Raw genomic sequence first — 22,252 nt, 5'->3', positions numbered from 1 at the left:
TTCCGCGTCCTGCTCTCGCTAAGGTACCTACATCCTGTAGGCAAGGCGAATTTACGCACCAATAGCTGGCTATTGGAAGTGAATTCAACGCAGTTAGCGCTAAAACTGGCTGCTAGAAAGGCATTAATTATCCGCAGCTCAGGTTATTTACTCTCACCTCATTCATTGTTTCGGATCAAATTGTTCCTAGTTATAGCTGCTAAGCTACTATCGACTCAATCAAGGAGCAAAAAGATGAAAGCAGCGTTAGTGCACCAATTTAAACAACCGTTAGAAATTCAAGAAATTGAGAAACCGCAACTTACTCAAGGAGCGGTCATCGTTGAAATAGCCGCCTGTGGTGTTTGTCACACCGACTTACACGCCTGTCATGGTGACTGGCCGGTTAAGCCTAAATTACCACTAGTGCCTGGTCACGAAGGTGTGGGTACCGTTATCGCAAAAGCTGACGATGTTAAACATCTAGCCGTTGGTGATAGAGTGGGTGTACCTTGGCTTCATAGCGCCTGCGGTCATTGTGAACACTGCCTAAAAGGCGACGAAAACTTATGCCCAGAGCAGTTAAATAGCGGCTATTCCGTCGACGGCGGTTACGCACAGTACTGTAAAGCCGATGCCAACTACGTGGTAAAAATCCCCGAAGGCTTGTCATTTGTCGATGCCGCACCTCTATTCTGCGCGGGCGTCACCACCTATAAAGCACTAAAAGTATCGAAAGCCAAACCCGGTGAATGGGTTGCCATTATTGGTGTAGGGGGCCTTGGTCACTTAGCAGTGCAATACGCCAAAGCAATGGGGCTGAATGTAGTTGCAGTTGACACTGGCGAATCAAAGTTAGCACTAGCAAAAGATCTTGGCGCCGATTTATGTATCGACTTTAAGCAGAGCGATCCCGCAAAGTTGATGCAAAATAAGCTTGGTGGAGTCCAAGCCGTGGTTTGTACCGCGGTCTCAAAGCCAGCCTTTACCACATCATTTAACAGCGTAAAGCGCGGCGGTACTTGTGTGCTCGTTGGCTTACCACCTGAAGAAATGCCTATTCCTATATTTGATACCGTTCTTAAAGGTATTAGTGTTGTTGGCAGTATCGTTGGTACTCGTCAAGACCTCACTGAATGCTTACAGTTTGCTGCTGAGGGCAAGGTAAAAGCCATTATTGAAACCAAACCACTTGAGCAAATCAACGATATATTTGACGATATGCTCAATAGCGACATTAATGGCAGGATCGTGCTTACTTTCGACTAGACCCATCGAGCAGCTAAATACTTGTTGTCCATTTGGCTGCTTTCTCACTTCGGCAAAGTAACAAAAGCCGAGAACGACCAACCAGAACGTGGGATGACAACGGCCAGAGAACAAATTGTTATTCCGAGCTTAGGTTAACTATACTTTGTGTATTCGAGTCTTAACAACGTTGAATACATGGCAGCCAGTCAAAGCAACATACTTCATCCAAGTCAGTCATTTAGCTTTAAGTACTTCTACCATATATCAGCGCTCTCCATGCTGCTTTTTTTTCTTTCTGTGGTGTTCACATTTTTGGCATTCGTCAATAAGGAAGCGCAAGAGCAAGAAATAGAAAGAAATTTTAATCTTGTTCGTTTATCCCAAGAGTTGAGGCTCAGCTCAGATCAACTCACCATGATGGCTCGGGCTTATGCCGCCACGGGCAACCCCAAATTTAAGCAATTTTTTGATGAGATCTTAACGATCCGTAACGGCACTTCCCCCCGCCCTAAGCATTTGCACCGCGTCTATTGGGACATGTTGCTGGTCAAAGAGGGTCAAGCACCATTTGAAAAAGAAGCACCAAAAGCGCTGCTGACATTATTATTAGAAAATGGGGTTTCTACGGATGAATTAACTATGTTGCGAAATGCAGAGGATAAAAGTGAAGCACTCGTCTCACTTGAGCGTGAAGCCTTTGACCTAGTGGCAGCAGGGAAAAATCAGCAGGCCCTCAAGATTTTGTACAGCGAGGCTTACCTCCAAAGTAAAGTACAAATAATGACGCACATCAATGCCTTTTTAGAACGCAGAGAGCAGGATTTCAGCTCACTCCTTGCAAGCAGCAATAAAAAGGTAAAGTCCTATTATGGCGCCGCGTTTGTTTGTTTTATCTTGCTATTACTTAGCCTCATCGCGTTGTACAACTCTCGTTCGGCCATCCGTAAAAGTATTATTGATTATCTAAATACGGAGGTAAAAAGCCAAACTGAAGAGTTAATAGAAAAAAACAAAGCACTTAATCACGCGATCAGCGAACTCAGTGAGACTCAAAAACGCCTGATAAACGCCGAAAAGTCAGCAACGCTGGTGCGATTGATCCCAGGACTTGCCCATGAGATTAACACGCCGATTGGCGTCGCCATGACCGCTTCCAGTAACCAACTATTGCTTGTCGAAGGAGTAAGACAAAGGGTTAATAAAAATGAAATAGCCAAGTCTGCTTTATTGCATTCGATAGAAAATATTGAAAGCTGTGCCAAACTCGTCGTCAATAGTACCGAGCGGATCACTGGTATTATCGACAAGCTCAAAATAATCACCAATACTGGATTTGAAGGAGAAGTAAAGCCTGTTTACTTACAGCCACTTATCACACATTGTGTGAGTGAGCTTGCCAATCAACACCCACATATTGATATTACCTTAGATATTCCCGAAGCACTTGCTATCACCGCGCCTGAAAGGTTGTTACAGCAGGTTTTCCAACCTGTAATAGAAAATGCGTTTTACCACGCCTTTGCTGATAACTCAATGCAAAGCCCATGTGTGATTATATCAGCTCAAGCCTCAAAACTTGGATATACGATTAAAGTCACGGACAACGGCGGCGGTATTCCACATGAAATCAAAGATAAAGTATTTGATCCTTTTGTTGTCGGTAATCGCACCCAAAAAGGCTTGGGTTTAGGGCTAAGTGTTGCGCTCGCTATTGTCACTCAGTATTTTAATGGCGTAATTGAGTGTGAAACAGAATCTAATTCCGGAACATGCATCATTATCAAGTTGCCGAGCTAGTCGCGCTAACGGACTCAGCCGATACTTTGGTTTACTTTCCATAAATGCACACTTTAAGCTTCCCTATTATTGTGGCAATGCTTTGTAAATAGAATACAGAGGAACAACGCACTGCCACTCTTCCTGAGATATAGAGTACACAGCAAGGTTGAAGCACTCGTTCCGATAAACACCTTCACGATGTAATATGCCGTCAAAGTGCGCACCAAGTTGCTCAACCAACCGGCGTACTAAATCATTACGCTCGTCGACTCTAAATTCAACCAAAGCGAAGCCTAGAGTATTCAAATACTCTGTCACGAATAAACAAAACACCTTGTCGAACAGAGTATCGTGAATAAACCAACTCTCTTCTACCAATACTTTTTTGGCCGCTGAGTCATCGACTGTAATTAAGATCATGCCAAGCATTTCGCGCGTTTGAGTTTGCCGCACACAAATACAGTGCTTTGATTTATCTTCAGCTGCTTGTAAAAAAGGTACTAGCACTCTTTGTTGTCGTAACTTTAATAACTCTTCGGCATCGTACTCTGCACCATATCTAAGCGAAAACAGGTGCTCCAACCGTTGATATTCACCCACTCTTAACGTTCTCAAAGCAAATGCCGAGTCCGAAAATTCAACACGGATATCACTTATGGGGACGTTGTTTTCATCTGGTGGGGCGATCATTGGCTTTTCTGAGTGACGGTTGCATAACTCAGATTATTACATCTATTCAAGTCTAAAAGCTATGCCTGTGACTTCCCATCAACCTCAAACGACAAATAGCCCGTAAAGAACGAGCACAACCAAAGTCAACGCAAAACCAATTCGGATCTGTTTAAGTACGGTCTCATCATTCAGTGTTTTAAAAATCACACCACCTAATACCAGCCACATTGTGTCGATCACTATCGCCACCACGTAGCACACGCTAGCGGCAAGTACCGTAGCAACTAGGTTTGAGCTTGCCGGCACCGAAGCCGTCGCAAAAATAGCGATACAAGCCGCGTAGGCTTTGGGGTTGAGGAGGTTAAGAATAAACCCATCTTTAAAGCTCGGTAGCTGCGCACCTGCACCGCCAAGCGCCGCGTTGTTTGCTGCAATTTTGTAGGCAACATAAATTAAGTAGGCGGCTGCAAGCCATTTGAGCATGAGTGTCACTTGGGGATGGCTAACCAGTAACCCTGCAACCCCTGTGGCTGCAAAGATCACCGCGACAAGCAATCCTGCCAAAATACCAGCTAAGAACGGGAAACCTTTTTTAACACCTTGACTCGCCCCCGTCGCAGCTAGTGCTAGTGGCGCAGGACCGGGTGAACCAAGTAATACCGCGGTTGTGATTGCCACAGAAAGTAAAGCTTCAAACATCATATTGTCCTTATGAATTTCAAGTCTGCATGGTGGAAATCAAAGAAGAAGCCGAATGACAGGCATACCTTAACGACCAAGCAACAACTCGGGAGTTTTCTTATGTAGAGAATAAGGCTCTTGGGAACAGAGCCTTTAATTTAGTATGGAGCTACGCCTCTGGGATGCGAACTCGGCCTTCCATTAGCACGCGAGCGCTGCGGCTCATGACGGCTTTTTTAGCTTGCCAACGACCAGACTCTTGTAGTGCTTCCGCGCCAACCTTTAAGGTGCCTGACGGATGTCCAAAGGTTACGGAGTTAAGATCGCCACCACCAGCGGCTTCGTTAACTAAGGTGCCAGGAATTGCCACCGCGGTTGCTATCGCCACAGCGGCTGTGCCCATCATCGCATGGTGCAACTTACCCATAGATAAGGCGCGAACGTTTAAGTCGATGGTATTGGCTTCCACCGCTTTACCGCTCGACGCAGCATAAGATTTAGAAGGTGCAACAAAGGCAATTTTGGGGGTATGTTGGCGAACTTTCGCTTCGTCAATATGACCTATTAAACCCATTTTAACTGCGCCATAAGCACGGATCTTTTCAAATCGCTCTAGTGCAGCTGAGTCTCCATTAATCGCTTCTTGTAACTCTGTACCTTCATAACCTAAATCGGAAGCACGGAAGAAAAGCGTAGGGATCCCGGCACTTATCATGGTCACTTCAAAGGTGCCTTCATCAGGCACAGTTAACGTATCGACGAGATTGCCCGACGGAAACATATCAACATCTGGGTCGCTTGGATCCATAAACTCAACCACCACTTCTGCTGCTGGGAAAGTTACGCCATCCAGTTCAAAGTCGCCCGTCTCTTGCACTTCCCCATTGCTGATTGGAACATGCGCCACTATGGTTTTGCTAATATTCGCCTGCCAGATTTTAACGACGGCGACGCCGTTCTCTGGCACTTTATCCGCGTCGACTAAGCCATTACTAATCGCAAATGCACCTACTGCAGCCGTTAAATTGCCACAGTTTCCGCTCCAATCAATAAATGGCTTGTCGATAGCGACCTGACCAAAAAGATAATTCACGTCATGGTCGGCTTTGTCGCTTTTACTTAAAATCACGGTTTTGCTGGTACTGGAAGTCGCACCGCCCATGCCATCGGTATGTTTACCATAGGGATCTGGGCTGCCAATTACACGTAACAGCAAGTTATCTCGCGCTTCACCCGGTTGCTGCGCGTACTCGGGTAAATCTGTTAAATTAAAGAACACCCCTTTAGAGGTGCCGCCACGCATATAAGTGGCGGGAATTTTAATTTGCGGCTTAAATTGACTCATGGTTATACACCTTCCGCTTCGAGGAAGTCTTGAGCAAAGCGTTGTAACACGCCACCTGCAGAGTAAATAGACACTTCTTCAAAGGTATCTAATCGACAAGTCACAGGCACCTCTACACGCTCACCACTTTGACGGTTAATCACGAGAGTTAATGTAGCACCTGGTGCCGGTTCACCCTCAACGTCATAGGTTTCTGTACCATCGAGTTCAAGCGTTTTTCGGGTCGTGCCCGCTTTAAACTCAAGCGGTAGTACACCCATACCGATTAAGTTGGTACGGTGAATACGCTCAAACCCTTCCGCTGCAATAACTTCAACTCCAGCCAAACGCACACCTTTTGCAGCCCAGTCACGAGACGAGCCTTGGCCGTAATCTGCGCCAGCAACGATGATCAGCGGTTGTTTACGCTCCATATAGGTTTCGATAGCTTCCCACATTCTGGTGACTTTGCCTTCAGGCTCAACACGCGCCAGTGAACCTTGTACTACTTCACCGTTTTCTACCACCATTTCGTTTAACAGTTTGGGGTTGGCGAATGTCGCACGCTGCGCCGTTAAGTGATCACCTCGGTGTGTCGCGTATGAGTTGAAATCTTCCTCTGGTAAGCCCATTTTGGCCAGATATTCACCCGCCGCACTGCTTGCTAAAATCGCATTCGATGGCGATAAATGATCAGTCGTGATGTTGTCGCCTAAAATCGCTAATGGACGCATGCCTTTCATGGTACGCTCGCTCGCGAGTGCCCCTTCCCAATAAGGAGGGCGACGAATATAGGTACTCATTGGACGCCACTGATAAAGAGGGTCGTTGTCTTCACCATAGTCTACAGTGAGGTCAAACATTGGCTCATAAACGGCGCGGAATTGCTCTGGTTTAACGCTTTCTTTGATCACCGCATCGATTTCTTCATCGCTTGGCCAGATATCTTTAAGCGTGACCGGATTGCCTTCTTGATCGCGACCTAAGACACCATTTTCAATATCAAAGCGCACGGTGCCTGCAATTGCATAAGCCACAACCAACGGTGGTGAAGCTAAGAAGGCTTGTTTCGCGTAAGGGTGAATTCGACCGTCAAAGTTACGGTTACCCGATAACACTGCCGTTGAGTATAAATCACGGTCAATCACTTCTTGTTGAATTTTCGGATCAAGTGCGCCACTCATGCCATTACAAGTCGTACAAGCAAAGGCAACAACACCAAAACCGAGCTGCTCAAGCTCAGGTAGGAGCTTTGCCTCTTCCATATAAGAACGTACCGCTTTTGACCCCGGTGCAAAAGACGTTTTCACCCAAGGTTTACGAGCAAGGCCTAATTTATTGGCATTACGTGCCAGCAAGCCTGCGGCAACTACGTTACGTGGGTTACTGGTATTAGTACAGCTGGTGATAGCAGCGATGATCACGGCACCATCTGGCATCAAGCCATCTTTTGGCGCTTCAATCTCTTTAACAATACCTTGATTAGCAAGGTCGTTAGTTGCAACGCGGCGATGCGGATTTGAAGGACCTGCAATATTACGCGTCACCGTTGACAAATCGAACTTAAGTACACGCTCGTACTGCACGTTTTGTAAAGAATCAGCCCAAAGCCCTGTCAGCTTAGCGTATTTTTCCACCAACTTGATTTGCTCGTCATCACGGCCTGTGAGCTTCAAATAATCAATGGTTTGCTCATCGATGTAGAACATGGCTGCGGTTGCGCCATACTCTGGTGTCATGTTTGAAATTGTCGCACGGTCACCTAAATTAAGGTCTTGCGTACCTTCACCAAAGAACTCTAAGTAGCTAGAAACGACGCGCTCTTTACGCAAAAACTCAGTGATCGCCAGTACGATATCCGTTGCGGTGATCCCCGGTTGGCGTTTGCCAATGATTTCAACCCCAACAATATCCGGCAATCGCATGTAGGACGCACGGCCTAGCATCACGCTTTCTGCTTCAAGGCCACCCACACCAACGGCAATAACACCGAGTGCATCAACGTGTGGCGTGTGGCTGTCGGTGCCAACAAGCGTATCAGGGAAGGCAACACCGTCGCGCGCTTGAATAACTGGCGACATTTTTTCTAAGTTGATTTGGTGCAAAATACCGTTGCCTGGCGGGATCACATCAACGTTTTTAAATGCCGTTTTGGTCCAGTTGATAAAGTGAAAACGGTCGTCATTTCGACGGTCTTCAATCGCGCGGTTTTTCTCAAATGCATCTTCTTCATAACCGGCATGCTCTACAGCCAAGCTGTGATCCACAATCAGTTGAGTCGGTACGACTGGGTTGACTTTAGCCGGATCGCCGCCTTTTTCAGCGATAGCATCACGCAAACCCGCAAGGTCGACTAGTGCAGTTTGACCCAAAATATCATGGCAAACCACACGAGCAGGAAACCACGGAAAGTCCAAATCGCGACGACGCTCGATAATTTGTTCAAGATAATCATTGAGTTTTTCAGGCTCAGCGCGGCGTACTAAGTTTTCAGCAAGGACGCGTGAGGTATAAGGTAAAGTCTCGTAGCTACCTGGTTTGATGGCTTCTACCGCTTCTTTTGTATCGTAATAGCAAAGCTCAGAATCAGGTAAACGTTTACGGAATTGAGTATTCATAGCAACTTCCAACAATCAGTGACGGAGAACAGGCGGCCATGGCGACCGCCAGAATAGATTCGAACAGTGTTCGATTAACGCTCAGAAATGGTAGGAACTGGACGTAGCTCCTCGCCGGTGTATTCCGCCGATGGACGAATGATACGGTTATCTGCGCGCTGCTCCATAACGTGTGCAGCCCAACCTGTTAAGCGTGACATAACAAAGATTGGTGTGAACAATTTAGTCGGGATCTTCATGAAGTTATAAGCTGATGCATGGAAGAAATCGGCATTACAGAATAGTTTTTTCTCGCGCCACATGACTTCTTCACAGCGTACAGATACAGGGTAAAGTACTGTATCACCCACATCTGCTGCTAGCTTCTCAGACCAACGTTTTATGATTTCGTTACGAGGGTCACATTCTGAATAGATAGCGTGACCAAAGCCCATGATCTTCTCTTTACGCTCAAGCATACCCATCATTTCTTGCTCTGCGTGATCCGCAGATTCAAAGCGCTCAATCATTTCCATTGCCGCTTCGTTTGCGCCACCGTGAAGTGGGCCACGTAGAGAACCAATCGCACCAGTAATACAAGAGTGCATATCAGAAAGCGTTGAGGCACAAACACGGGCTGTAAAGGTCGACGCGTTAAACTCATGCTCTGCATAAAGGATAAGTGATACATGCATCACACGCTCATGTAGCTCACTTGGTTTTTCGCCGTGCAATAAGTGTAAGAAATGTGCACCGATTGAGTCGTCATCCGTCTCCACATCGATACGAACGCCATCATGGCTAAAGCGATACCAGTAACAAATAATGCTTGGGAAACTTGCTAGCATGCGATCGGTTACTTTACCTTGCTCATCAAAGCTTGCTTCACCTTCAAGATTGCCAAGCATTGAACAACCCGTGCGTAATACGTCCATTGGGTGTGCATCAGCAGGAATACGTTCTAATACTTCTTTTAACGCCTGCGGCAAACCGCGCATTGCTTTTAGCTCGCTTTTATAAGCGTCCAGTTCAGCTTGATTTGGTAAGTTACCTTTAAGGATAAGGTGAGCAACCTCTTCAAACTGACAACTTTCAGCTAGTTCCTTTACATCGTAACCACGATAAGTCAAACCTGAGCCCGACTTACCTACCGTTGATAGTGCTGTTTTTCCTGCTACTTGACCACGAAGGCCCGCGCCACTTAGTACTTTAGCCATATTATTATCTCCTGAATTTTTTACCTGCTGGGTATTAATATTTTGTGCTGCTGAGCAACCCTGAACAGCTTTAATTTTTTACTTATTTTTACCTTCGGCGAATAATGCATCAAGCTTTTGCTCATAATCGTGATAGCCAAGGTAATCATACAGATCCATACGGGTTTGCATGGTATCGAGTACCGCTTTCTGGTCTCCATTTTCTAAAATAGACTGATACACCAGCTCCGCCGCTTTGTTCATCGCTCTGAACGCACTCAATGGGTAAAGCACCATATCTACGCCCCACTCACCCAGCTCAGCTTTGTTCCAAAGTTCTGTCTTACCAAACTCAGTGATATTCGCTAGGATGGGCACATCAAGTGCTTCGCTGAATGCACGATAGTGTTCTTCAGTTTGTACTGCTTCTGCAAAAATGCCATCAGCGCCTGCCGCCACATAGGCTTTCGCACGCTCAATTGCCGCTTCTAGCCCTTCTTGTGCAAACGAATCTGTTCTTGCCATAATGAAGAAGTCAGGATCGGTGCGCGCATCAACTGCTGCTTTAATACGGTCAACCATTTCTTCGGTCGACACGATTTCTTTATTTGGACGGTGACCACAACGCTTTTGCGCTACTTGATCTTCCATATGTACCGCAGCTGCACCTGCTTTTTCCATATCTCGGATGGTTTTTGCAATATTGAATGCGCCGCCCCATCCAGTATCAATGTCGACCATTAAAGGTAGATCACAAGCCGAGGTAATGCGACTTACATCTGCAATTACATCATTTAGAGATGTCATTCCTAAGTCAGGTAAACCATAAGATGCATTAGCAACGCCACCACCAGAAAGATAGATAGCTTGATGACCGATTTTCTTTGCCATCATCGCGCTATATGCGTTGATAGTACCGACGATTTGAAGCGGTTTGTTGGCTTTTAATGCTTCACGAAATTTTTTTCCTGCGCTCATGATGATGCTCTCTCTTAAAAGTGTGATTGATTGCTTGCTAACTTGGTTGCGATATTATTTTTAGAATATTGAATATGTCGACGCATCAGTATTTCTGCCAGTTCTGGGTCGCGGTTACTGATCGCACGAACGATATGTTTATGCTCGTCAAATGCCGTGGTGACGCGGGGACCGGCCATCCCTAACTGCACACGATACATACGTACCAAGTGGTACAGTCCATTGACTAGCATAGAGATAAGACTCGCATTTTTACTGCCAAGAATAATGCGGTAATGAAAATCGAGATCGCCCGCTTCTTGATAATAAGAATGTTGGTTTTTGACTTCATCGAATTGACTCGACAACAAACCTTCTAGGTCTTGAATTTCAGTGTCAGTCATGTGCTGCGCAGCAAGCCTTGCCGCCATACCTTCTAGTGCTTCACGGATCTGATAAAGCTCCATTAACCCTTCCGGTGTGAGAGTAACAACGCGCGCCCCGACATTGGCTTTACGTTCAACTAAGTGACATGACTCCAAGCGATTAATTGCCTCGCGAACAACCGCTCTGCTGACTTCATACTTTGTCGACAATTCCATTTCACTGAGCTTAGAACCTGCCGTTATTTCACCTTCTACAATTTCCTTTCGCATACGAAAGAATGCTTTATCAGAAGAAGTAACCGCTTGCTCGTCAAAAAAGCTCATCATTAGTTAGCCAGTCTTAGTAATTTAAGTTGTAGACAATATAGTGCTGGTTGACGCGCACGTCAACCAGCCTCGCCGCAAATTGTCGACAATTTTCAATATAAGCAATATTCACCATATTTATAGCTTGTGACAAATAATCACTCTCATGTATTTATCTCGATACGGTATCAGGAAAGGATTAATTGCATCGCTTAAAAATCATGCATATTATGAAGATACCTTTACTTTAGCCTGAAGATTACGATGCGGTGTTTTCAAATAGTAATGCTTTCCCTGCAGCTAATAACCGGCTTAGCACAGGCGAACACCTATACCGTACTGGTCTATCACGGTGCCAATCCTCCTTACTATTTTGAAGAACAGGGAAAACCCAAAGGTATTTTTGTCGACATTTTTCAAGAGTTGGCAAAACTGACTTCACACCAATTTGAGTTTATGCCGCTCTCTGTCGCCAGAGGACAGCGCTATTTCGACCAAGGTAAAATAGATATTGAACCAGGGATCAATAAAGCGTGGCGGGCCGAAGCAGACGTCCCAGGGATTTACAGCATCGACTATGCCTTCTCAACCGAAGTACTGTTTGGGTATCAATCTCGCTGTGTGGGCAAGCATAGGCCCGAGCAGTTTTATGGCGCATTAGTCGGCAAAGTAAGAGGATATCGTTACGATAATTTTGAAGCGCACTTGGGTGAAGACAAGATAGTTGTTTATGAAAATGTATCGGAGAAAGAACTGCTAGCACAGCTTGAACATGAGCGTTTAGACTACATCATGATTGGTTCGGTGACAGCTGACTACTATATTTCACAACAACCAAAGTATCGCAAATTTCAGTCTTGCTATGAAATCAGCCGATTACCTGTACATATGCGCTTGCAGCCTCATTTAACTGAGTTACAAACGGAAATAAATATCGCCTTGCGACGAATGGTTAATGACGGAAAAATAAAATCCATCTATGCTAAATATAGATTAACGCATTAACGTGTGGAGTTTTTTGGTAATGACGAATGCTGTTGTTGGACGTCTACTACTGTTTATTTTGCTGATTAGCCCGTTGCCCTTATGGGCGAAATTACAGATTGTTACGGAACTTTCTCCACCCAATCAAACCATAGAAAATCACCAAGTTGCAGGCTCAAGTACCGATCTGGTCAAAGCGATTTTAAAAGCGGCTGAACTCGAGGGACAGTTTTCTATTTACCCTTGGGCTAGAGCTTTTAAATTAGCGCAGCATGACAAACATACCTTGATTTATAGCATCGCAAAGACCCCCGCGAGAGAAGACAGCTTTCATTGGATTGGTCCTGTTGCTGTGTTTCATTTAGGGTTTGTTACCAATCGCTATCGTGAGGACATAAAAATTCAATCACTTGAGGATGCTAAACAATACAAAATAGCAGTTCAGCGTGGTGATATCGCCGAAGGCACACTTAAAGCACTAGGGTTTAACTTTGTTCAAACCAGCGACATCGAAAAGTCATATGAATTGCTCGTTGCAAATCGCGTTGATTTAGTGATTGATGATCCGCGTTATATCAAAACCATGGCCACGGAACTTAACCTTCCAGCCGACCACTTTACCTTTTTATACGATGTGGAAGCACTCTCGGTAAAAGGTTACCTTGCAACGAACAACCAGTTACCAGCCGACATTGTCGAACGATTACGTATTGCGTTTGCGAAAGTAAGTAAAACAGAAAGTTATCGTAAGGTATTGGAACTCTAGCTAAACCCAATTGCTTTAATTCAAAATTCTCCCATGTATCTTGGTTTGTATGGGTAGTACTTAACCGCCACTGCTTTTCATAAAAACCAGTACCAAGCATGTAGCTCATCTTATTAAAAAAAGATAACATTTCAGCCTATACCTACCGATTACAGTAACAATTAGAAAGGAAAAACAGTGATTGAACGAATTGACACCAAACAACGAATGAGCCGTATTGTAAAACATAATGGTACTATTTATTTATGTGGCCAAGTGTGTAAAGACGCAGAACAAGGAATTAAGGAACAAACCGAAACCATGCTTGAGAAAGTTGATGAGCTACTTATTCAAGCAGGCAGCGACCGCAAACACATTCTTTCTGCGACAATTTATATTAAAGACATGAAGTATTTTGTAGAAATGAACGAAGTGTGGGATGCTTGGGTGCCTGAAGGTTATGCACCAGCTCGCGCTTGTGTAGAAGCGAGCATGGCCCGTGATGCATTGCTTGTTGAGATTTCGGTGGTCGCTGCAGAAATCTAGTCGAAAAAAATATAAGCCTAGTTTAGACAAGGCTGACTGTTAATCTGTCAGATTTGGTTTTTAGATATTGATCAAATTTGACAGCCGTATTTGACGCAGCAGTGTCAGGTGGTAATGATACCACCTAAAGTAGTGTCCAGATTTATTGAACCACAACACTATGCCCCTTTATTACATCGTTTACACACCGTAAAACTATGCTCGCTATGTTCCAAAGTCAAAATAGTGATGGGTGTCCCCGTTGCTCCGTCATTATCTATGGCTTCTCTGCTTTGCGTGTATGTGACTCCAGTGACCTTATGAGCGCTAACTTTCGCGGAGGTCAATGGCGTTTCAAAACTCCATAACCTCTGAACACTTATCCACTTAAGTATTTGCTTTTTTGACAAATTTCGCCGTAACCATCATTTCACCCACGCCATCAACCTTACAGTCAAGCTCATGGTCTTTTTTATCTAGCACACGTCTTACCAAAGCCTTAGTACCAATCTTAATGACTTGTGAGCTGCCTTTAATCTTAAGATCTTTAATCACAGTGACTTTATCGCCATCCGCTAATAGTGTGCCATTGGCATCTTTTACTTGAATGTCGTCCTCGGTAGCAGTCGCGTTTGGATCCCATTCGTAAGCACATTCAGGGCATATTAGCTGACTTTGATCTTGATAAACATATTCAGAATTGCACTTGGGGCAAGCAGGTAAAGACATAATTAACCGTATCACTTTTAAGACTGTGTATCATGGGCATATGATACTGTAAAAGTGAGTAGAGCGTCCTCTATATTCTTCTTTAACTCGCTATTGAATTAAGAACAGCTACCCAAAATGTTGCGGCACGACAATTGCTTAGTTATTAATCTGCATTTCATCATATAAAGGATTACCCATGCTTGTTAGTCAAACCCAAAGGGTTGGATCACCAACAATTTATAGCAGCCATGGCCAGAATCAACCAAAAGAGGCTGAAGCAGTACAGAAAGACACCCAAGTTTCCATTAGCCAAACCGCAAACAATGCCGAACATAATTGGCAAACTATTGCCTCTAAATACAACGTTCACAACATTTCAGCTGCGGAAGTACGGGCTATGTCCCGAGAACTATTTGAAGGAGGATTTATTGATTCAGGCCAAATGATGGCTATCGGCGCGCTAATATCAATAACTGAAAATCCTCACGAAAAAATCAATTTACTTGGTGATATGAAGCGTACATTTGAAATCTCAGCAGCTAGCGGCGGGCTCAATAAAACATCGCGAGAGATTTATGCTTCGGCGATCAATACGCTTGAACATCTCGCCAAGACACACAGAAATACAATGCTAATTTGAGGGGTTAATCTGTCTAGCCGCGCTATACAAGCTTGTTCATTATTCACTCAACCCGAGGGAGCAAATAGCAAAATTTTAGGCACAAAAAAAGCAAGCCTTAGCTTGCTTTTTCTTCATCAATTAAGCGATTAAAGCTTAACGATGTTCTCAGCTTGAGGACCTTTCTGGCCGTCAGTAACTGTGAATTCTACTCTCTCGCCTTCAGCAAGTGTACGGAAACCGTCACCTTTGATTGCGCTGAAGTGTGCGAACACGTCAGGGCCATTTTCTTGAGCGATGAAACCAAAACCTTTAGACTCGTTAAACCACTTAACGGTACCTGTAAGAGTGTTAGACATAATACTAATCCTGATATAAAAACAAAAACCAATGCTGCGCATTGATGAGCTATGCCCATGTGGGCGCATAGACCTAAATTTGTAGAGTGGATAAAACTTCAGGACGGTACTACTACAAGCAAACACTTATACAACAACGTAATGGAGATTTTAAAACACTGACTCAAATTCTGTCTATGAACATCATATAGGGATTCCGCCCTAAGTCAATGTATTTTTAATCATCAATATGACTTGCTAATGACAAATATCAATATTTTTTCACGGCTTTTTCAACACCCTATTTTTTAAACACATTATTCCCCTAACCCTGTGTAAATAATAGAGATTGCAATAAAATATTCATAAAGCTAGAGAGGCTTTTTTGACTCTAATTCCCGAATTAATTGCACCACTTGCTCGACAACCACTTGCGGGGCATTCATAGGTACCGTGTGGTCACTCCCCTTGGCTATAATTAGCTCAGAATCACAATGTGATGCCAACGCTTCTTGTCCTTCTCGCCATGCTTTAACATCGCGCTGAGTTGGATCAAATGGTCTTTGGGCAACGATAACACGACACGGTATATGATCAGGTGCTTGATGCGCCCGAACACTCGCAACGGTTTCACTTAGCGCTTGAGTTTCCCGGCGCAGAGCTTCACCGAAGGTATTTTCTGGCAGAGTACTCAAGGGTTTTAGTAGCTTATCCTGCGCTAAGGCATGGGTTTTATCGATGAAGTAAACGGTCACAGGGTCAACATATAACAAGCCTGCAACTTGATCTGGATAATAGGTGATGTAGTTTTGCATTACATAGTATGCGTATGAATGACCGACATAAATAAATGGCGGCCGAATATCAAGCGTTCTCAACACTTCACGAAGATTACGATTATCCGTATCAATACTATAAGCTCTGCGGCTAAGCTCGCTTTTGCCATAACCTTCACGGTTATAGGCCACCAATGCATTGGGTACTTGCTGCGCGAGACCCATCATTACTGGTGTCCAATAAATGGCAGGCGCTGCAGAGCCACTTTCAAAAACAACGGCAGGTTCATTGCCCGCAACATGATAAACCTGCAAAGATACTTTGTTCGCAACCACGATGTGCTCTTGAATATCGCGTTCAAGTGCAATCTGTGCATAAGCACTATTAACGAACAACAACCCCAATAAAGTTAGCGTGCGATACATATCGTTTCCTTGATATCTATAGTTCGACTCTAAAGTTAGCAGCTAGATGCACCATAAGCTAATGACATTTTTGCTGCATCTCCCCCTTTATTTAAACAAAGTAAAAGCGGCGCTTAAAACTCAAATTCCAATGCGAGTCTAAAGCTATGATCTTTGCCGGATTGGCTGATCTCCGAAATAAAACCCGCTTCCCATTTCAGCTGTTTTTGACCTTCGAATCGATGCAATCCGATAAACCCCGGACCAACACCAAAAAAGTCTTCTCCGACATAGACTTCAATTGCAGGCTGAAAAGCACTATACAAGCGGTAGCGCAGTTGCGCTCTAAACTCAGATTCCCATTCATCCTCAATGTCCTTACCCCACTCCCTCACCAAAAATGCATTCATGGTAAGGCTCGTGCGGCCAAATTCCTTCTCAAATAAAAACCCTGCGGTTGCTTCATAGGCATCGAATTTATGGCGTTTTTCAAGCTCGAACAACATGCCTATATCCGCCCAGTAGCGCCCTTGCTCTACAAATTGCCACCGCGACTCTAGCTCGTAAGCTGCCAAGTCAAAATTGCCCTCATCGTCACGCTCACCTATTGCGTAACCTTCGATGGTCATTGTCTCGGTGAGGCTCCAACCAAGTCCTAAACGCTGTGCCAACACATTCCCTTGCTCGGTTTGGCGAGATAGTAGTCGCCACTCCAACTCACGTTCAAGCGGTAAAACGTATGGATGATAAACTTTGTCCACCACCATACCATCCGCCTTTGCACTAAACGCCACAATCCAAAAAAAACTCACCAGCAGCGCGAGTAAAACATTATTTCGCATGCGCTGTTCTCCAATATGTACATCCCAAGAACGTAATCAACGCGCCTCCAAACCCTGCAAGCGTCGCAGCATTTGGTGTTGCCTCATACCCCACTAATACTCTCAGCACTCGACCAACAACACTGTGTTCGTCCACAATCTGTCGCAAGTCTATTTCAAGTCTGGCGGCACTAATTAAGTCCACTTGAAGCGCCAAGTCCAATGCAATCGACACCTTACTCGCACCGTGTAAAGCCAATAACAACAGCAACAACCAAGGTAAGTGCTTACTCTTCAGCCAATCAAGGAAAAAGAAGAGTAGAATAGAAAAGCTCAAACAGATCCCCACACCAAGCGAGGTGCCAATAGCGAGGGTTTGACCATCCGCTGGCTTTGAATAAGAGAACGCAAAGCTTGCCAAATGGTGCAAGTACAATACCACGGCTAGTCCAAAGGCCAAGGCTGCAAGTGCCGTATGTCCGGTGCGTTTTGTTGCAATCATTAAGCAAAATAAACTGAGTAGCAGTCCTATTTGCAATAACTCGAACCCGCGATAATCAAAACTCGAGGCTATTTCTCCACCCAAAAACCATATGCCAAAACAGCCGACTAGCCCCGCACTCAACGCGATGAGTGTCGTTTTAAGTGGTAAAGCAGCATTGGTACATTGTGCTAATAGTACCCAAAGTACAGTTACTGGTAATAATTGGTTCACGCTCACCACCACCGCATTAAGAAGCATTGTTTGGCTCCTTCACGATAACGATACCTTGTGCTGTATTTGGTGAAAATTCACCAAAAAAACTATATTCACCGGGTGCTAGCGGGCCGATATAAATCACACTTTTACGGTTCGGAAAAAGCACTTTTTCACGATTAAGATCAAAACTGTCAAACTCTTCAACTTGAGGGTCTTGATTTTCGATGATGAGCTTTACTTTACGATTTGCAGGAACCTCAACTTGTGCAGGTGTAAACAAATGATTTTTAAGAATAATTGTATAACTTTCTTCCGCCCACAAGGCGAAACTACAGGTCGCCAAAGGCAAACCAAGCGCGAAAGACAGCGAAGAGACCTTAGTCCTTAGCATCCAGCCCCCTCGGTAAATTTACACAAACTCTAAGCCCACCTAAATGACTGCGAGCAAAAGAGATATCTGCATGATAAATTGCAATTATATGATTGACTATCGCCATTCCTAAACCAGCCCCTTTTTCCCCTGAAGGGTGTTTATCTCCACCAACGCGATAAAATCTGTCAAAAATTCGCTCTATTTCCGCATCCGACATACCACAACCCGAATCATCGATTTGCCACACAATCCGCTGCGCATGCTGCTGAATTTTTACTTCTATGTCACCTTCAATTGGCGTGTATTTAATCGCATTACCAATTAGATTAGAAAATAGTGTGGTTAATGTGAACTCGCAGCCCTCTATGGTCGATTCTGACGCTTCTAAACTGATATTTTGTGATTTTTGTTCAATTCTCGGGTAACAGTTAGCAATCAGGTCTTGAGTTAATGCCACTAAGTCTAGCTGCGCAAATTGCTTATGCCACAGTTCTGGCTCTGTACGCGCTAGCGTCAGCATTTGCTCAACCACATGGTTTAGCTGCTCAAGCCCTTTTGACATAGCAATGGCACTGGGATGCTTAGTATCGTGCGTTAAATTATGCAGGTGAATTTTTAAGCTTGCGATCGGCGTTTTTAACTCATGAGCGGCATCGGAAGCAAAATAACGCTCTTTGAGATACGCGACTTCAACCTTTTGAAAGAGGTCATTTAGCGTCGCGATAACGATTGCCACTTCTGCTTTGTCGCTTTGCACTGCCAGCTGTGTAAAGTCTTTGGGGTTACGTCGTCTAAGCTCTTTAGAAAGATCTCGTAAAGGCTTTAACGCCGTATAAATAATCCATGCAATAAACACCGCAAGAAACGGCATAATCACCACCAATGGCGTCATTGCTGAGACAATCATGCCTTCAGCAAGTGCAAAACGCTTTTGTACCGGCTCTGCTACCAGTATTTGCCTTTCGCCAAACGCTTCACTGAAAGTTCTGAGTCTAGTCGCCCCCACATTTTGAGTGCTAAACCCAGCATGATATTTAAGCTTGTTCTTGTACTTAGCAAGTAGCTCACTACCCGCAACAACTTGATTGTGTTCAAGCACTAAAAAGTAAAATGCGTTGTTACCCGCACCACTGGGCAAGGTAGTCGCAGTAACTTGAGTATTAACGAGTGTTGCGATGGACTCTAAATGGCTGTCTAATTGTGCTTGTGCCATCGCCATGCTGGAGTGATAACCCCGTAGCAGCGCCATGGATGCAGTCAGCACCAAAGCTGACACTAAAATTAGGGTCAACTTTCTCGTTATTGAAGCACCTCCAAGCGAGCTTCTCGTGCCCACTAAGCCCCCTTGCCAACCACATAGCCAATGCCACGCAGCGTTTTGATAAATCCATCGGGCATTTTCTTGCGGAGGTGGTGAATATGTACCTCAATAGCGTTAGAGCCTAAAGCTTCTCCCCAATCATAGAGCTTAGATTCTAACTGAGTTTTAGACAGCACACGGCCGCTATTTTCCATCAGCGCCTTGAGTAGCATATATTCTTTACGAGGTAATTCTTGAGCGCTACCACTTACAAGCACCTCGTGACTGGCAAGATCTAACACGACATCGTTGCAACTCAACGTGCTGCTCACTTGTTTGGTGAAGCGTCGACCAATTACCCGCAAACGCGCAAACAGTTCTTTTGGCTCAAACGGCTTAGCCAAATAGTCATCAGCCCCTAAATCCAACCCTGCAATTTTATCATCAAGACTATTTCTCGCGGTTAGAATGAGCACAGCGGTTTGCGATTTGGTTTTTTTCAACGCCTTGAGTACTGCCAAACCATCTCCGTCGGGTAGACCTAGGTCAAGCACCACCAGCTCAAATTCACCAGATTCAACAAAACTGATTGCTTGTTTTTGCGTCGGCGCATGCTCGATGGCATACCCTTCTTTTTTGAGTGATGCGATGAGCCCCTGTGCCAGTAGCTCATCGTCTTCTACAAGTAATAGCCTCATTTATTCCTTCTTTTTAGCTTTTTTTCGACTTTCGCCAGTAGCTGTGCCACTTCTTCTTGACGGTATTCATCGGCTTTTTCTCTACCCGGACGACTTGGCGCATTCTGCGCTTTTTTCAAGTGCGCAAGTGCAGCACTATAATCACGTTCGTCATATAAAAACTGTGCATAGAAATAGTTTACATCAATTCCTGCCGGATTGATCGCTAATGATTCTTGGAACAGCTTTTTCGCCTTTTTATCGCTGCCAAACCCAATTGGCCAGCCTGGGACCTGAGCATAGAGCGTGCCTAAACTCGTTAATGCAGAACCAGACAGTGCGTTTTTATCAAGTTCAATGGCTTTTTCGAATGAGGCTTTCGCATCTTTGGCAAGACCAAGCGCCCCCAAGCCACCTTTCGCTCCTGCAAAGCTCGACTGCACAATACCACGCCAGATGTAAGCTTCAGCGCGATCTGGATATTGTTCAACAAATGCCACGCTCTGCTTAACCAATTCTTCAAATGCTTTTTCTTGGGCATCACCCTCGGTTTCATAATTTACCATTGCCCATTTAGTTTGGACTTGGCTAAGATCATCGTCAAATGCAGCCCAAGCACCTTGACTGAATACCAGTAATGTTGCTGAAACTAACAAGGTTTTTAGTGCGTTCATCGTAATGACTCCTTAGTGGAAAAAATGGTTTGGATGGTTTTCACTTTTTTGATTAATGCGTTATCAACAAGCTCTGGTAACAAGCCATTAAGTCTCGCAAAAAATCTTTCAGGAAAACCAATGGCAGCACGTTTGGTGTTGCTATGGAGCAATTTCATAAAGGCTTGTGCGACGACCTCTGGCGAGTCCATCTGATTGCCTAGTGCATGGTTTACAGCTGTCGCGCGGTCGTCATTCATTTCAGTTGTGGTTGCGCGTGGCGCGAGATATTTAACCGCTACTTGGTCATCGAGCTCCCGTGTCAGTGCCTCTGTAAAACCACGCAGACCGAACTTGCTAGCGCAATAACTGCTTTGATATGGAAAACCGATAGAACCAAACGCTGAACCTACGTTAACTATGGTGCCATGACTTGAGATCAGTTGTGGTAAACAGGCTTGACTAACTAGCATGGGCGCCAATAAATTCGTCTCCATCTGCTTTTTTAAGTCAGTTGGTAAAATTTCAGCAAACCCAGCCATGGTATTAATGCCCGCGTTGTTGACGAGTAAGTCAACCCCACCCATAGTCGCCGCTTTTCTCGCGATTTGTGTCGCAGCGTTCTCAGCGGTGATATCTAAAGCAAGATAATCGTGTTCTCCGGATAACCCCGCTATCACCTGCTTTAATTTTTCGCTGTCTCGACCAATCAGCAAACAACGCCAATTATGCATGGCCAACTGTTTACTAATGGCTCGGCCGATCCCCCGAGAGGCCCCAGTGATAACGGCAAGTTTTGTTGCTTTCATCAGCCTACCTCCGCAAATTCAACACCTGCAGGCACCGCTTCAATGTTGCGGAATATGTCGCCATACAAGCGATAAAACTGTTTAGCGCTGTGAATAATGATCGCTTGCTCTTTTTCACAGCTGATCTTGTTCATCAGCCCTGCAAAAAAGTCAATATGCTCAACATCTAACGCGCCATGAGATGTTAAATAGGAAAATGCGCTACGAGGCAGACCAAGTTTATTCGCAATTTGACGAGCTGCATCATCGGCAAGTGCGATGGAAGTGCCCTCAAGCACATTAACCATGCCAAAAAAGCTCAATGGATGTTTACGAGCGATACTGTCGTACGCATAAGACACCATCATTTCAGTTGCGAAGCTTGGCATGCTATGACGTATTACCTCTTTATCCACACCACAGGCGGCAATATCATTGAGGATCCACTCTTGGTGTCCCATTTCTTCTTCGATGTAATGCCCTATTGCTTCTCGCAACCATTCTTTACTGTCATCAAGCCTTGCGCCACACGCCATAAGGAGTGGTACTGTGTGCTTTACGTGATGAAACGCCTGCTGTAAAAATGAAACGTATTGGCCTTTGGTGATCTGACCATGAAAAACATCATGAATAATGGGTGCGCTTAGTAGATATTGGCGCGCTTGTTCCGTTTCTGATTGTAGGGTTTGGTAAAAGTTGCTCATTGTCG

Annotated in this window: 24 protein-coding genes; 6 read left to right on the top strand and 18 right to left on the bottom strand. The window is 44.8% G+C overall.

What is annotated here, in order from left to right:
- The first annotated feature begins 234 nt into the window (after window positions 1-234).
- A complete protein-coding gene (gene adhP / locus CTT31_RS22660) occupies window positions 235-1,248 on the top strand; it encodes an alcohol dehydrogenase AdhP (RefSeq protein WP_260492611.1) in 1,014 nt (337 codons plus the stop codon).
- A gap of 177 nt (window positions 1,249-1,425) precedes the next feature.
- Window positions 1,426-3,027 carry a sensor histidine kinase gene (locus CTT31_RS22655; protein ID WP_260492610.1) on the top strand — a complete coding sequence of 534 codons (1,602 nt, stop codon included), beginning with the start codon at window positions 1,426-1,428 and terminating at the stop codon, window positions 3,025-3,027.
- A 66-nt stretch (window positions 3,028-3,093) separates the two neighbouring features.
- On the opposite strand, the gene CTT31_RS22650 is transcribed toward CTT31_RS22655, so the two are convergent.
- The 7 genes from CTT31_RS22650 to CTT31_RS22620 all read right to left on the bottom strand — a co-directional run bounded on the left by CTT31_RS22650 (window position 3,094) and on the right by CTT31_RS22620 (window position 11,146).
- Window positions 3,094-3,699 carry a GNAT family N-acetyltransferase gene (locus CTT31_RS22650; RefSeq protein WP_260492609.1) on the bottom strand — a complete coding sequence of 202 codons (606 nt, stop codon included), beginning with the start codon at window positions 3,697-3,699 and terminating at the stop codon, window positions 3,094-3,096.
- An 84-nt stretch (window positions 3,700-3,783) separates the two neighbouring features.
- On the bottom strand, window positions 3,784-4,383 hold the full coding sequence (locus tag CTT31_RS22645) for a LysE family translocator (protein WP_260492608.1): 600 nt from the start codon (window positions 4,381-4,383) through the stop codon (window positions 3,784-3,786).
- A gap of 148 nt (window positions 4,384-4,531) precedes the next feature.
- Window positions 4,532-5,707 carry a 2-methylaconitate cis-trans isomerase PrpF gene (prpF, locus tag CTT31_RS22640; protein ID WP_260492607.1) on the bottom strand — a complete coding sequence of 392 codons (1,176 nt, stop codon included), beginning with the start codon at window positions 5,705-5,707 and terminating at the stop codon, window positions 4,532-4,534.
- A 2-nt stretch (window positions 5,708-5,709) separates the two neighbouring features.
- Window positions 5,710-8,304 (bottom strand): Fe/S-dependent 2-methylisocitrate dehydratase AcnD, encoded by a 2,595-nt coding sequence (gene acnD, locus CTT31_RS22635; protein WP_260492606.1) that lies wholly within the window; start codon window positions 8,302-8,304, stop codon window positions 5,710-5,712.
- 74 nt (window positions 8,305-8,378) lie between these two features.
- Entirely contained in the window at window positions 8,379-9,500 is a 1,122-nt protein-coding gene (gene prpC / locus CTT31_RS22630; RefSeq protein ID WP_211856690.1) for a bifunctional 2-methylcitrate synthase/citrate synthase, read from the bottom strand.
- A 78-nt stretch (window positions 9,501-9,578) separates the two neighbouring features.
- Window positions 9,579-10,457, bottom strand: a complete 879-nt coding sequence (gene prpB, locus CTT31_RS22625) for a methylisocitrate lyase (RefSeq protein ID WP_010603812.1) — start codon at window positions 10,455-10,457, stop codon at window positions 9,579-9,581.
- Between the two features lie 14 nt (window positions 10,458-10,471).
- The gene (locus tag CTT31_RS22620) at window positions 10,472-11,146 is read right to left on the bottom strand and encodes a GntR family transcriptional regulator (RefSeq protein WP_010370199.1); all 675 of its coding nucleotides are present in this window, start codon (window positions 11,144-11,146) and stop codon (window positions 10,472-10,474) included.
- Window positions 11,147-11,413: 267 nt separating this feature from the next.
- Between CTT31_RS22620 and CTT31_RS22615 the strand changes: the two genes are divergently transcribed.
- The 3 genes from CTT31_RS22615 to CTT31_RS22605 all read left to right on the top strand — a co-directional run bounded on the left by CTT31_RS22615 (window position 11,414) and on the right by CTT31_RS22605 (window position 13,403).
- Window positions 11,414-12,133 carry a substrate-binding periplasmic protein gene (locus tag CTT31_RS22615; protein ID WP_260492605.1) on the top strand — a complete coding sequence of 240 codons (720 nt, stop codon included), beginning with the start codon at window positions 11,414-11,416 and terminating at the stop codon, window positions 12,131-12,133.
- A 19-nt stretch (window positions 12,134-12,152) separates the two neighbouring features.
- The gene (locus CTT31_RS22610; protein ID WP_211856693.1) at window positions 12,153-12,878 is read left to right on the top strand and encodes a substrate-binding periplasmic protein; all 726 of its coding nucleotides are present in this window, start codon (window positions 12,153-12,155) and stop codon (window positions 12,876-12,878) included.
- Between the two features lie 177 nt (window positions 12,879-13,055).
- Window positions 13,056-13,403: a RidA family protein gene (locus CTT31_RS22605; RefSeq protein WP_260492604.1), complete on the top strand. Its 348-nt coding sequence runs from the start codon at window positions 13,056-13,058 to the stop codon at window positions 13,401-13,403.
- A gap of 366 nt (window positions 13,404-13,769) precedes the next feature.
- Here the strand turns inward: CTT31_RS22605 and CTT31_RS22600 are convergent, their stop codons facing one another.
- A complete protein-coding gene (locus tag CTT31_RS22600) occupies window positions 13,770-14,111 on the bottom strand; it encodes a zinc ribbon domain-containing protein YjdM (protein WP_017217750.1) in 342 nt (113 codons plus the stop codon).
- A gap of 178 nt (window positions 14,112-14,289) precedes the next feature.
- On the opposite strand from CTT31_RS22600, the gene CTT31_RS22595 reads away from it, so the two are divergent.
- Window positions 14,290-14,733, top strand: a complete 444-nt coding sequence (locus CTT31_RS22595) for a hypothetical protein (RefSeq protein WP_260492603.1) — start codon at window positions 14,290-14,292, stop codon at window positions 14,731-14,733.
- 128 nt (window positions 14,734-14,861) lie between these two features.
- On the opposite strand, the gene CTT31_RS22590 is transcribed toward CTT31_RS22595, so the two are convergent.
- The 10 genes from CTT31_RS22590 to CTT31_RS22545 form a co-directional block, all read right to left on the bottom strand.
- Window positions 14,862-15,071, bottom strand: coding sequence for a cold-shock protein (locus CTT31_RS22590; protein ID WP_010603820.1), 210 nt, complete (start codon window positions 15,069-15,071; stop codon window positions 14,862-14,864).
- Window positions 15,072-15,421: 350 nt separating this feature from the next.
- Window positions 15,422-16,252 (bottom strand): alpha/beta fold hydrolase, encoded by an 831-nt coding sequence (locus tag CTT31_RS22585; protein WP_102058327.1) that lies wholly within the window; start codon window positions 16,250-16,252, stop codon window positions 15,422-15,424.
- Window positions 16,253-16,365: 113 nt separating this feature from the next.
- Window positions 16,366-17,073, bottom strand: coding sequence for a hypothetical protein (locus CTT31_RS22580; RefSeq protein WP_211856700.1), 708 nt, complete (start codon window positions 17,071-17,073; stop codon window positions 16,366-16,368).
- Window positions 17,063-17,794 (bottom strand): hypothetical protein, encoded by a 732-nt coding sequence (locus CTT31_RS22575; RefSeq protein WP_017217753.1) that lies wholly within the window; start codon window positions 17,792-17,794, stop codon window positions 17,063-17,065. The genes CTT31_RS22580 and CTT31_RS22575 overlap by 11 nt, the downstream gene beginning before the upstream one ends.
- On the bottom strand, window positions 17,784-18,143 hold the full coding sequence (locus CTT31_RS22570) for a cupredoxin domain-containing protein (RefSeq protein ID WP_010603824.1): 360 nt from the start codon (window positions 18,141-18,143) through the stop codon (window positions 17,784-17,786). Before CTT31_RS22570 ends, CTT31_RS22575 begins: the two co-directional genes overlap by 11 nt.
- Window positions 18,130-19,461, bottom strand: a complete 1,332-nt coding sequence (locus CTT31_RS22565; RefSeq protein WP_260492602.1) for an ATP-binding protein — start codon at window positions 19,459-19,461, stop codon at window positions 18,130-18,132. Before CTT31_RS22565 ends, CTT31_RS22570 begins: the two co-directional genes overlap by 14 nt.
- A complete protein-coding gene (locus CTT31_RS22560) occupies window positions 19,461-20,123 on the bottom strand; it encodes a response regulator (protein ID WP_260492601.1) in 663 nt (220 codons plus the stop codon). Before CTT31_RS22560 ends, CTT31_RS22565 begins: the two co-directional genes overlap by 1 nt.
- A complete protein-coding gene (locus tag CTT31_RS22555) occupies window positions 20,120-20,776 on the bottom strand; it encodes a tetratricopeptide repeat protein (protein WP_260492600.1) in 657 nt (218 codons plus the stop codon). The genes CTT31_RS22560 and CTT31_RS22555 overlap by 4 nt, the downstream gene beginning before the upstream one ends.
- Complete coding sequence (locus CTT31_RS22550) at window positions 20,773-21,564, bottom strand: SDR family oxidoreductase (protein ID WP_260492599.1); 792 nt, start codon at window positions 21,562-21,564, stop codon at window positions 20,773-20,775. Before CTT31_RS22550 ends, CTT31_RS22555 begins: the two co-directional genes overlap by 4 nt.
- Window positions 21,564-22,247 (bottom strand): TenA family transcriptional regulator, encoded by a 684-nt coding sequence (locus CTT31_RS22545; protein ID WP_039496368.1) that lies wholly within the window; start codon window positions 22,245-22,247, stop codon window positions 21,564-21,566. The genes CTT31_RS22550 and CTT31_RS22545 overlap by 1 nt, the downstream gene beginning before the upstream one ends.
- Between the last annotated feature and the right edge of the window lie 5 nt (window positions 22,248-22,252).

Origin of the sequence: Pseudoalteromonas maricaloris (assembly GCF_024746855.1) — a bacterium.
Lineage (GTDB): Bacteria > Pseudomonadota > Gammaproteobacteria > Enterobacterales > Alteromonadaceae > Pseudoalteromonas > Pseudoalteromonas maricaloris.
The sequence above is the reverse complement of the archived record's forward strand: the minus strand, read 5'-3'. Positions and strand labels throughout refer to the sequence as shown.

What these genes read in the sequence shown, in the direction of transcription:
- CTT31_RS22610 (WP_211856693.1), top strand. Translation starts at nt 12,153, where the DNA reads ATGACGAATGCTGTTGTTGGACGTCTACTACTGTTTATTTTGCTGATT.
- CTT31_RS22580 (WP_211856700.1), bottom strand. Translation starts at nt 17,073, where the DNA reads ATGCGAAATAATGTTTTACTCGCGCTGCTGGTGAGTTTTTTTTGGATT.
- CTT31_RS22615 (WP_260492605.1), top strand. Translation starts at nt 11,414, where the DNA reads ATGCTTTCCCTGCAGCTAATAACCGGCTTAGCACAGGCGAACACCTAT.
- CTT31_RS22575 (WP_017217753.1), bottom strand. Translation starts at nt 17,794, where the DNA reads ATGCTTCTTAATGCGGTGGTGGTGAGCGTGAACCAATTATTACCAGTA.
- CTT31_RS22555 (WP_260492600.1), bottom strand. Translation starts at nt 20,776, where the DNA reads ATGAACGCACTAAAAACCTTGTTAGTTTCAGCAACATTACTGGTATTC.
- CTT31_RS22550 (WP_260492599.1), bottom strand. Translation starts at nt 21,564, where the DNA reads ATGAAAGCAACAAAACTTGCCGTTATCACTGGGGCCTCTCGGGGGATC.
- CTT31_RS22650 (WP_260492609.1), bottom strand. Translation starts at nt 3,699, where the DNA reads ATGATCGCCCCACCAGATGAAAACAACGTCCCCATAAGTGATATCCGT.
- CTT31_RS22545 (WP_039496368.1), bottom strand. Translation starts at nt 22,247, where the DNA reads ATGAGCAACTTTTACCAAACCCTACAATCAGAAACGGAACAAGCGCGC.
- CTT31_RS22560 (WP_260492601.1), bottom strand. Translation starts at nt 20,123, where the DNA reads ATGAGGCTATTACTTGTAGAAGACGATGAGCTACTGGCACAGGGGCTC.
- CTT31_RS22595 (WP_260492603.1), top strand. Translation starts at nt 14,290, where the DNA reads ATGCTTGTTAGTCAAACCCAAAGGGTTGGATCACCAACAATTTATAGC.
- CTT31_RS22570 (WP_010603824.1), bottom strand. Translation starts at nt 18,143, where the DNA reads ATGCTAAGGACTAAGGTCTCTTCGCTGTCTTTCGCGCTTGGTTTGCCT.
- prpC (WP_211856690.1), bottom strand. Translation starts at nt 9,500, where the DNA reads ATGGCTAAAGTACTAAGTGGCGCGGGCCTTCGTGGTCAAGTAGCAGGA.
- prpF (WP_260492607.1), bottom strand. Translation starts at nt 5,707, where the DNA reads ATGAGTCAATTTAAGCCGCAAATTAAAATTCCCGCCACTTATATGCGT.
- CTT31_RS22620 (WP_010370199.1), bottom strand. Translation starts at nt 11,146, where the DNA reads ATGAGCTTTTTTGACGAGCAAGCGGTTACTTCTTCTGATAAAGCATTC.
- CTT31_RS22655 (WP_260492610.1), top strand. Translation starts at nt 1,426, where the DNA reads ATGGCAGCCAGTCAAAGCAACATACTTCATCCAAGTCAGTCATTTAGC.
- adhP (WP_260492611.1), top strand. Translation starts at nt 235, where the DNA reads ATGAAAGCAGCGTTAGTGCACCAATTTAAACAACCGTTAGAAATTCAA.
- CTT31_RS22590 (WP_010603820.1), bottom strand. Translation starts at nt 15,071, where the DNA reads ATGTCTAACACTCTTACAGGTACCGTTAAGTGGTTTAACGAGTCTAAA.
- CTT31_RS22645 (WP_260492608.1), bottom strand. Translation starts at nt 4,383, where the DNA reads ATGATGTTTGAAGCTTTACTTTCTGTGGCAATCACAACCGCGGTATTA.
- CTT31_RS22585 (WP_102058327.1), bottom strand. Translation starts at nt 16,252, where the DNA reads ATGTATCGCACGCTAACTTTATTGGGGTTGTTGTTCGTTAATAGTGCT.
- prpB (WP_010603812.1), bottom strand. Translation starts at nt 10,457, where the DNA reads ATGAGCGCAGGAAAAAAATTTCGTGAAGCATTAAAAGCCAACAAACCG.
- CTT31_RS22600 (WP_017217750.1), bottom strand. Translation starts at nt 14,111, where the DNA reads ATGTCTTTACCTGCTTGCCCCAAGTGCAATTCTGAATATGTTTATCAA.
- acnD (WP_260492606.1), bottom strand. Translation starts at nt 8,304, where the DNA reads ATGAATACTCAATTCCGTAAACGTTTACCTGATTCTGAGCTTTGCTAT.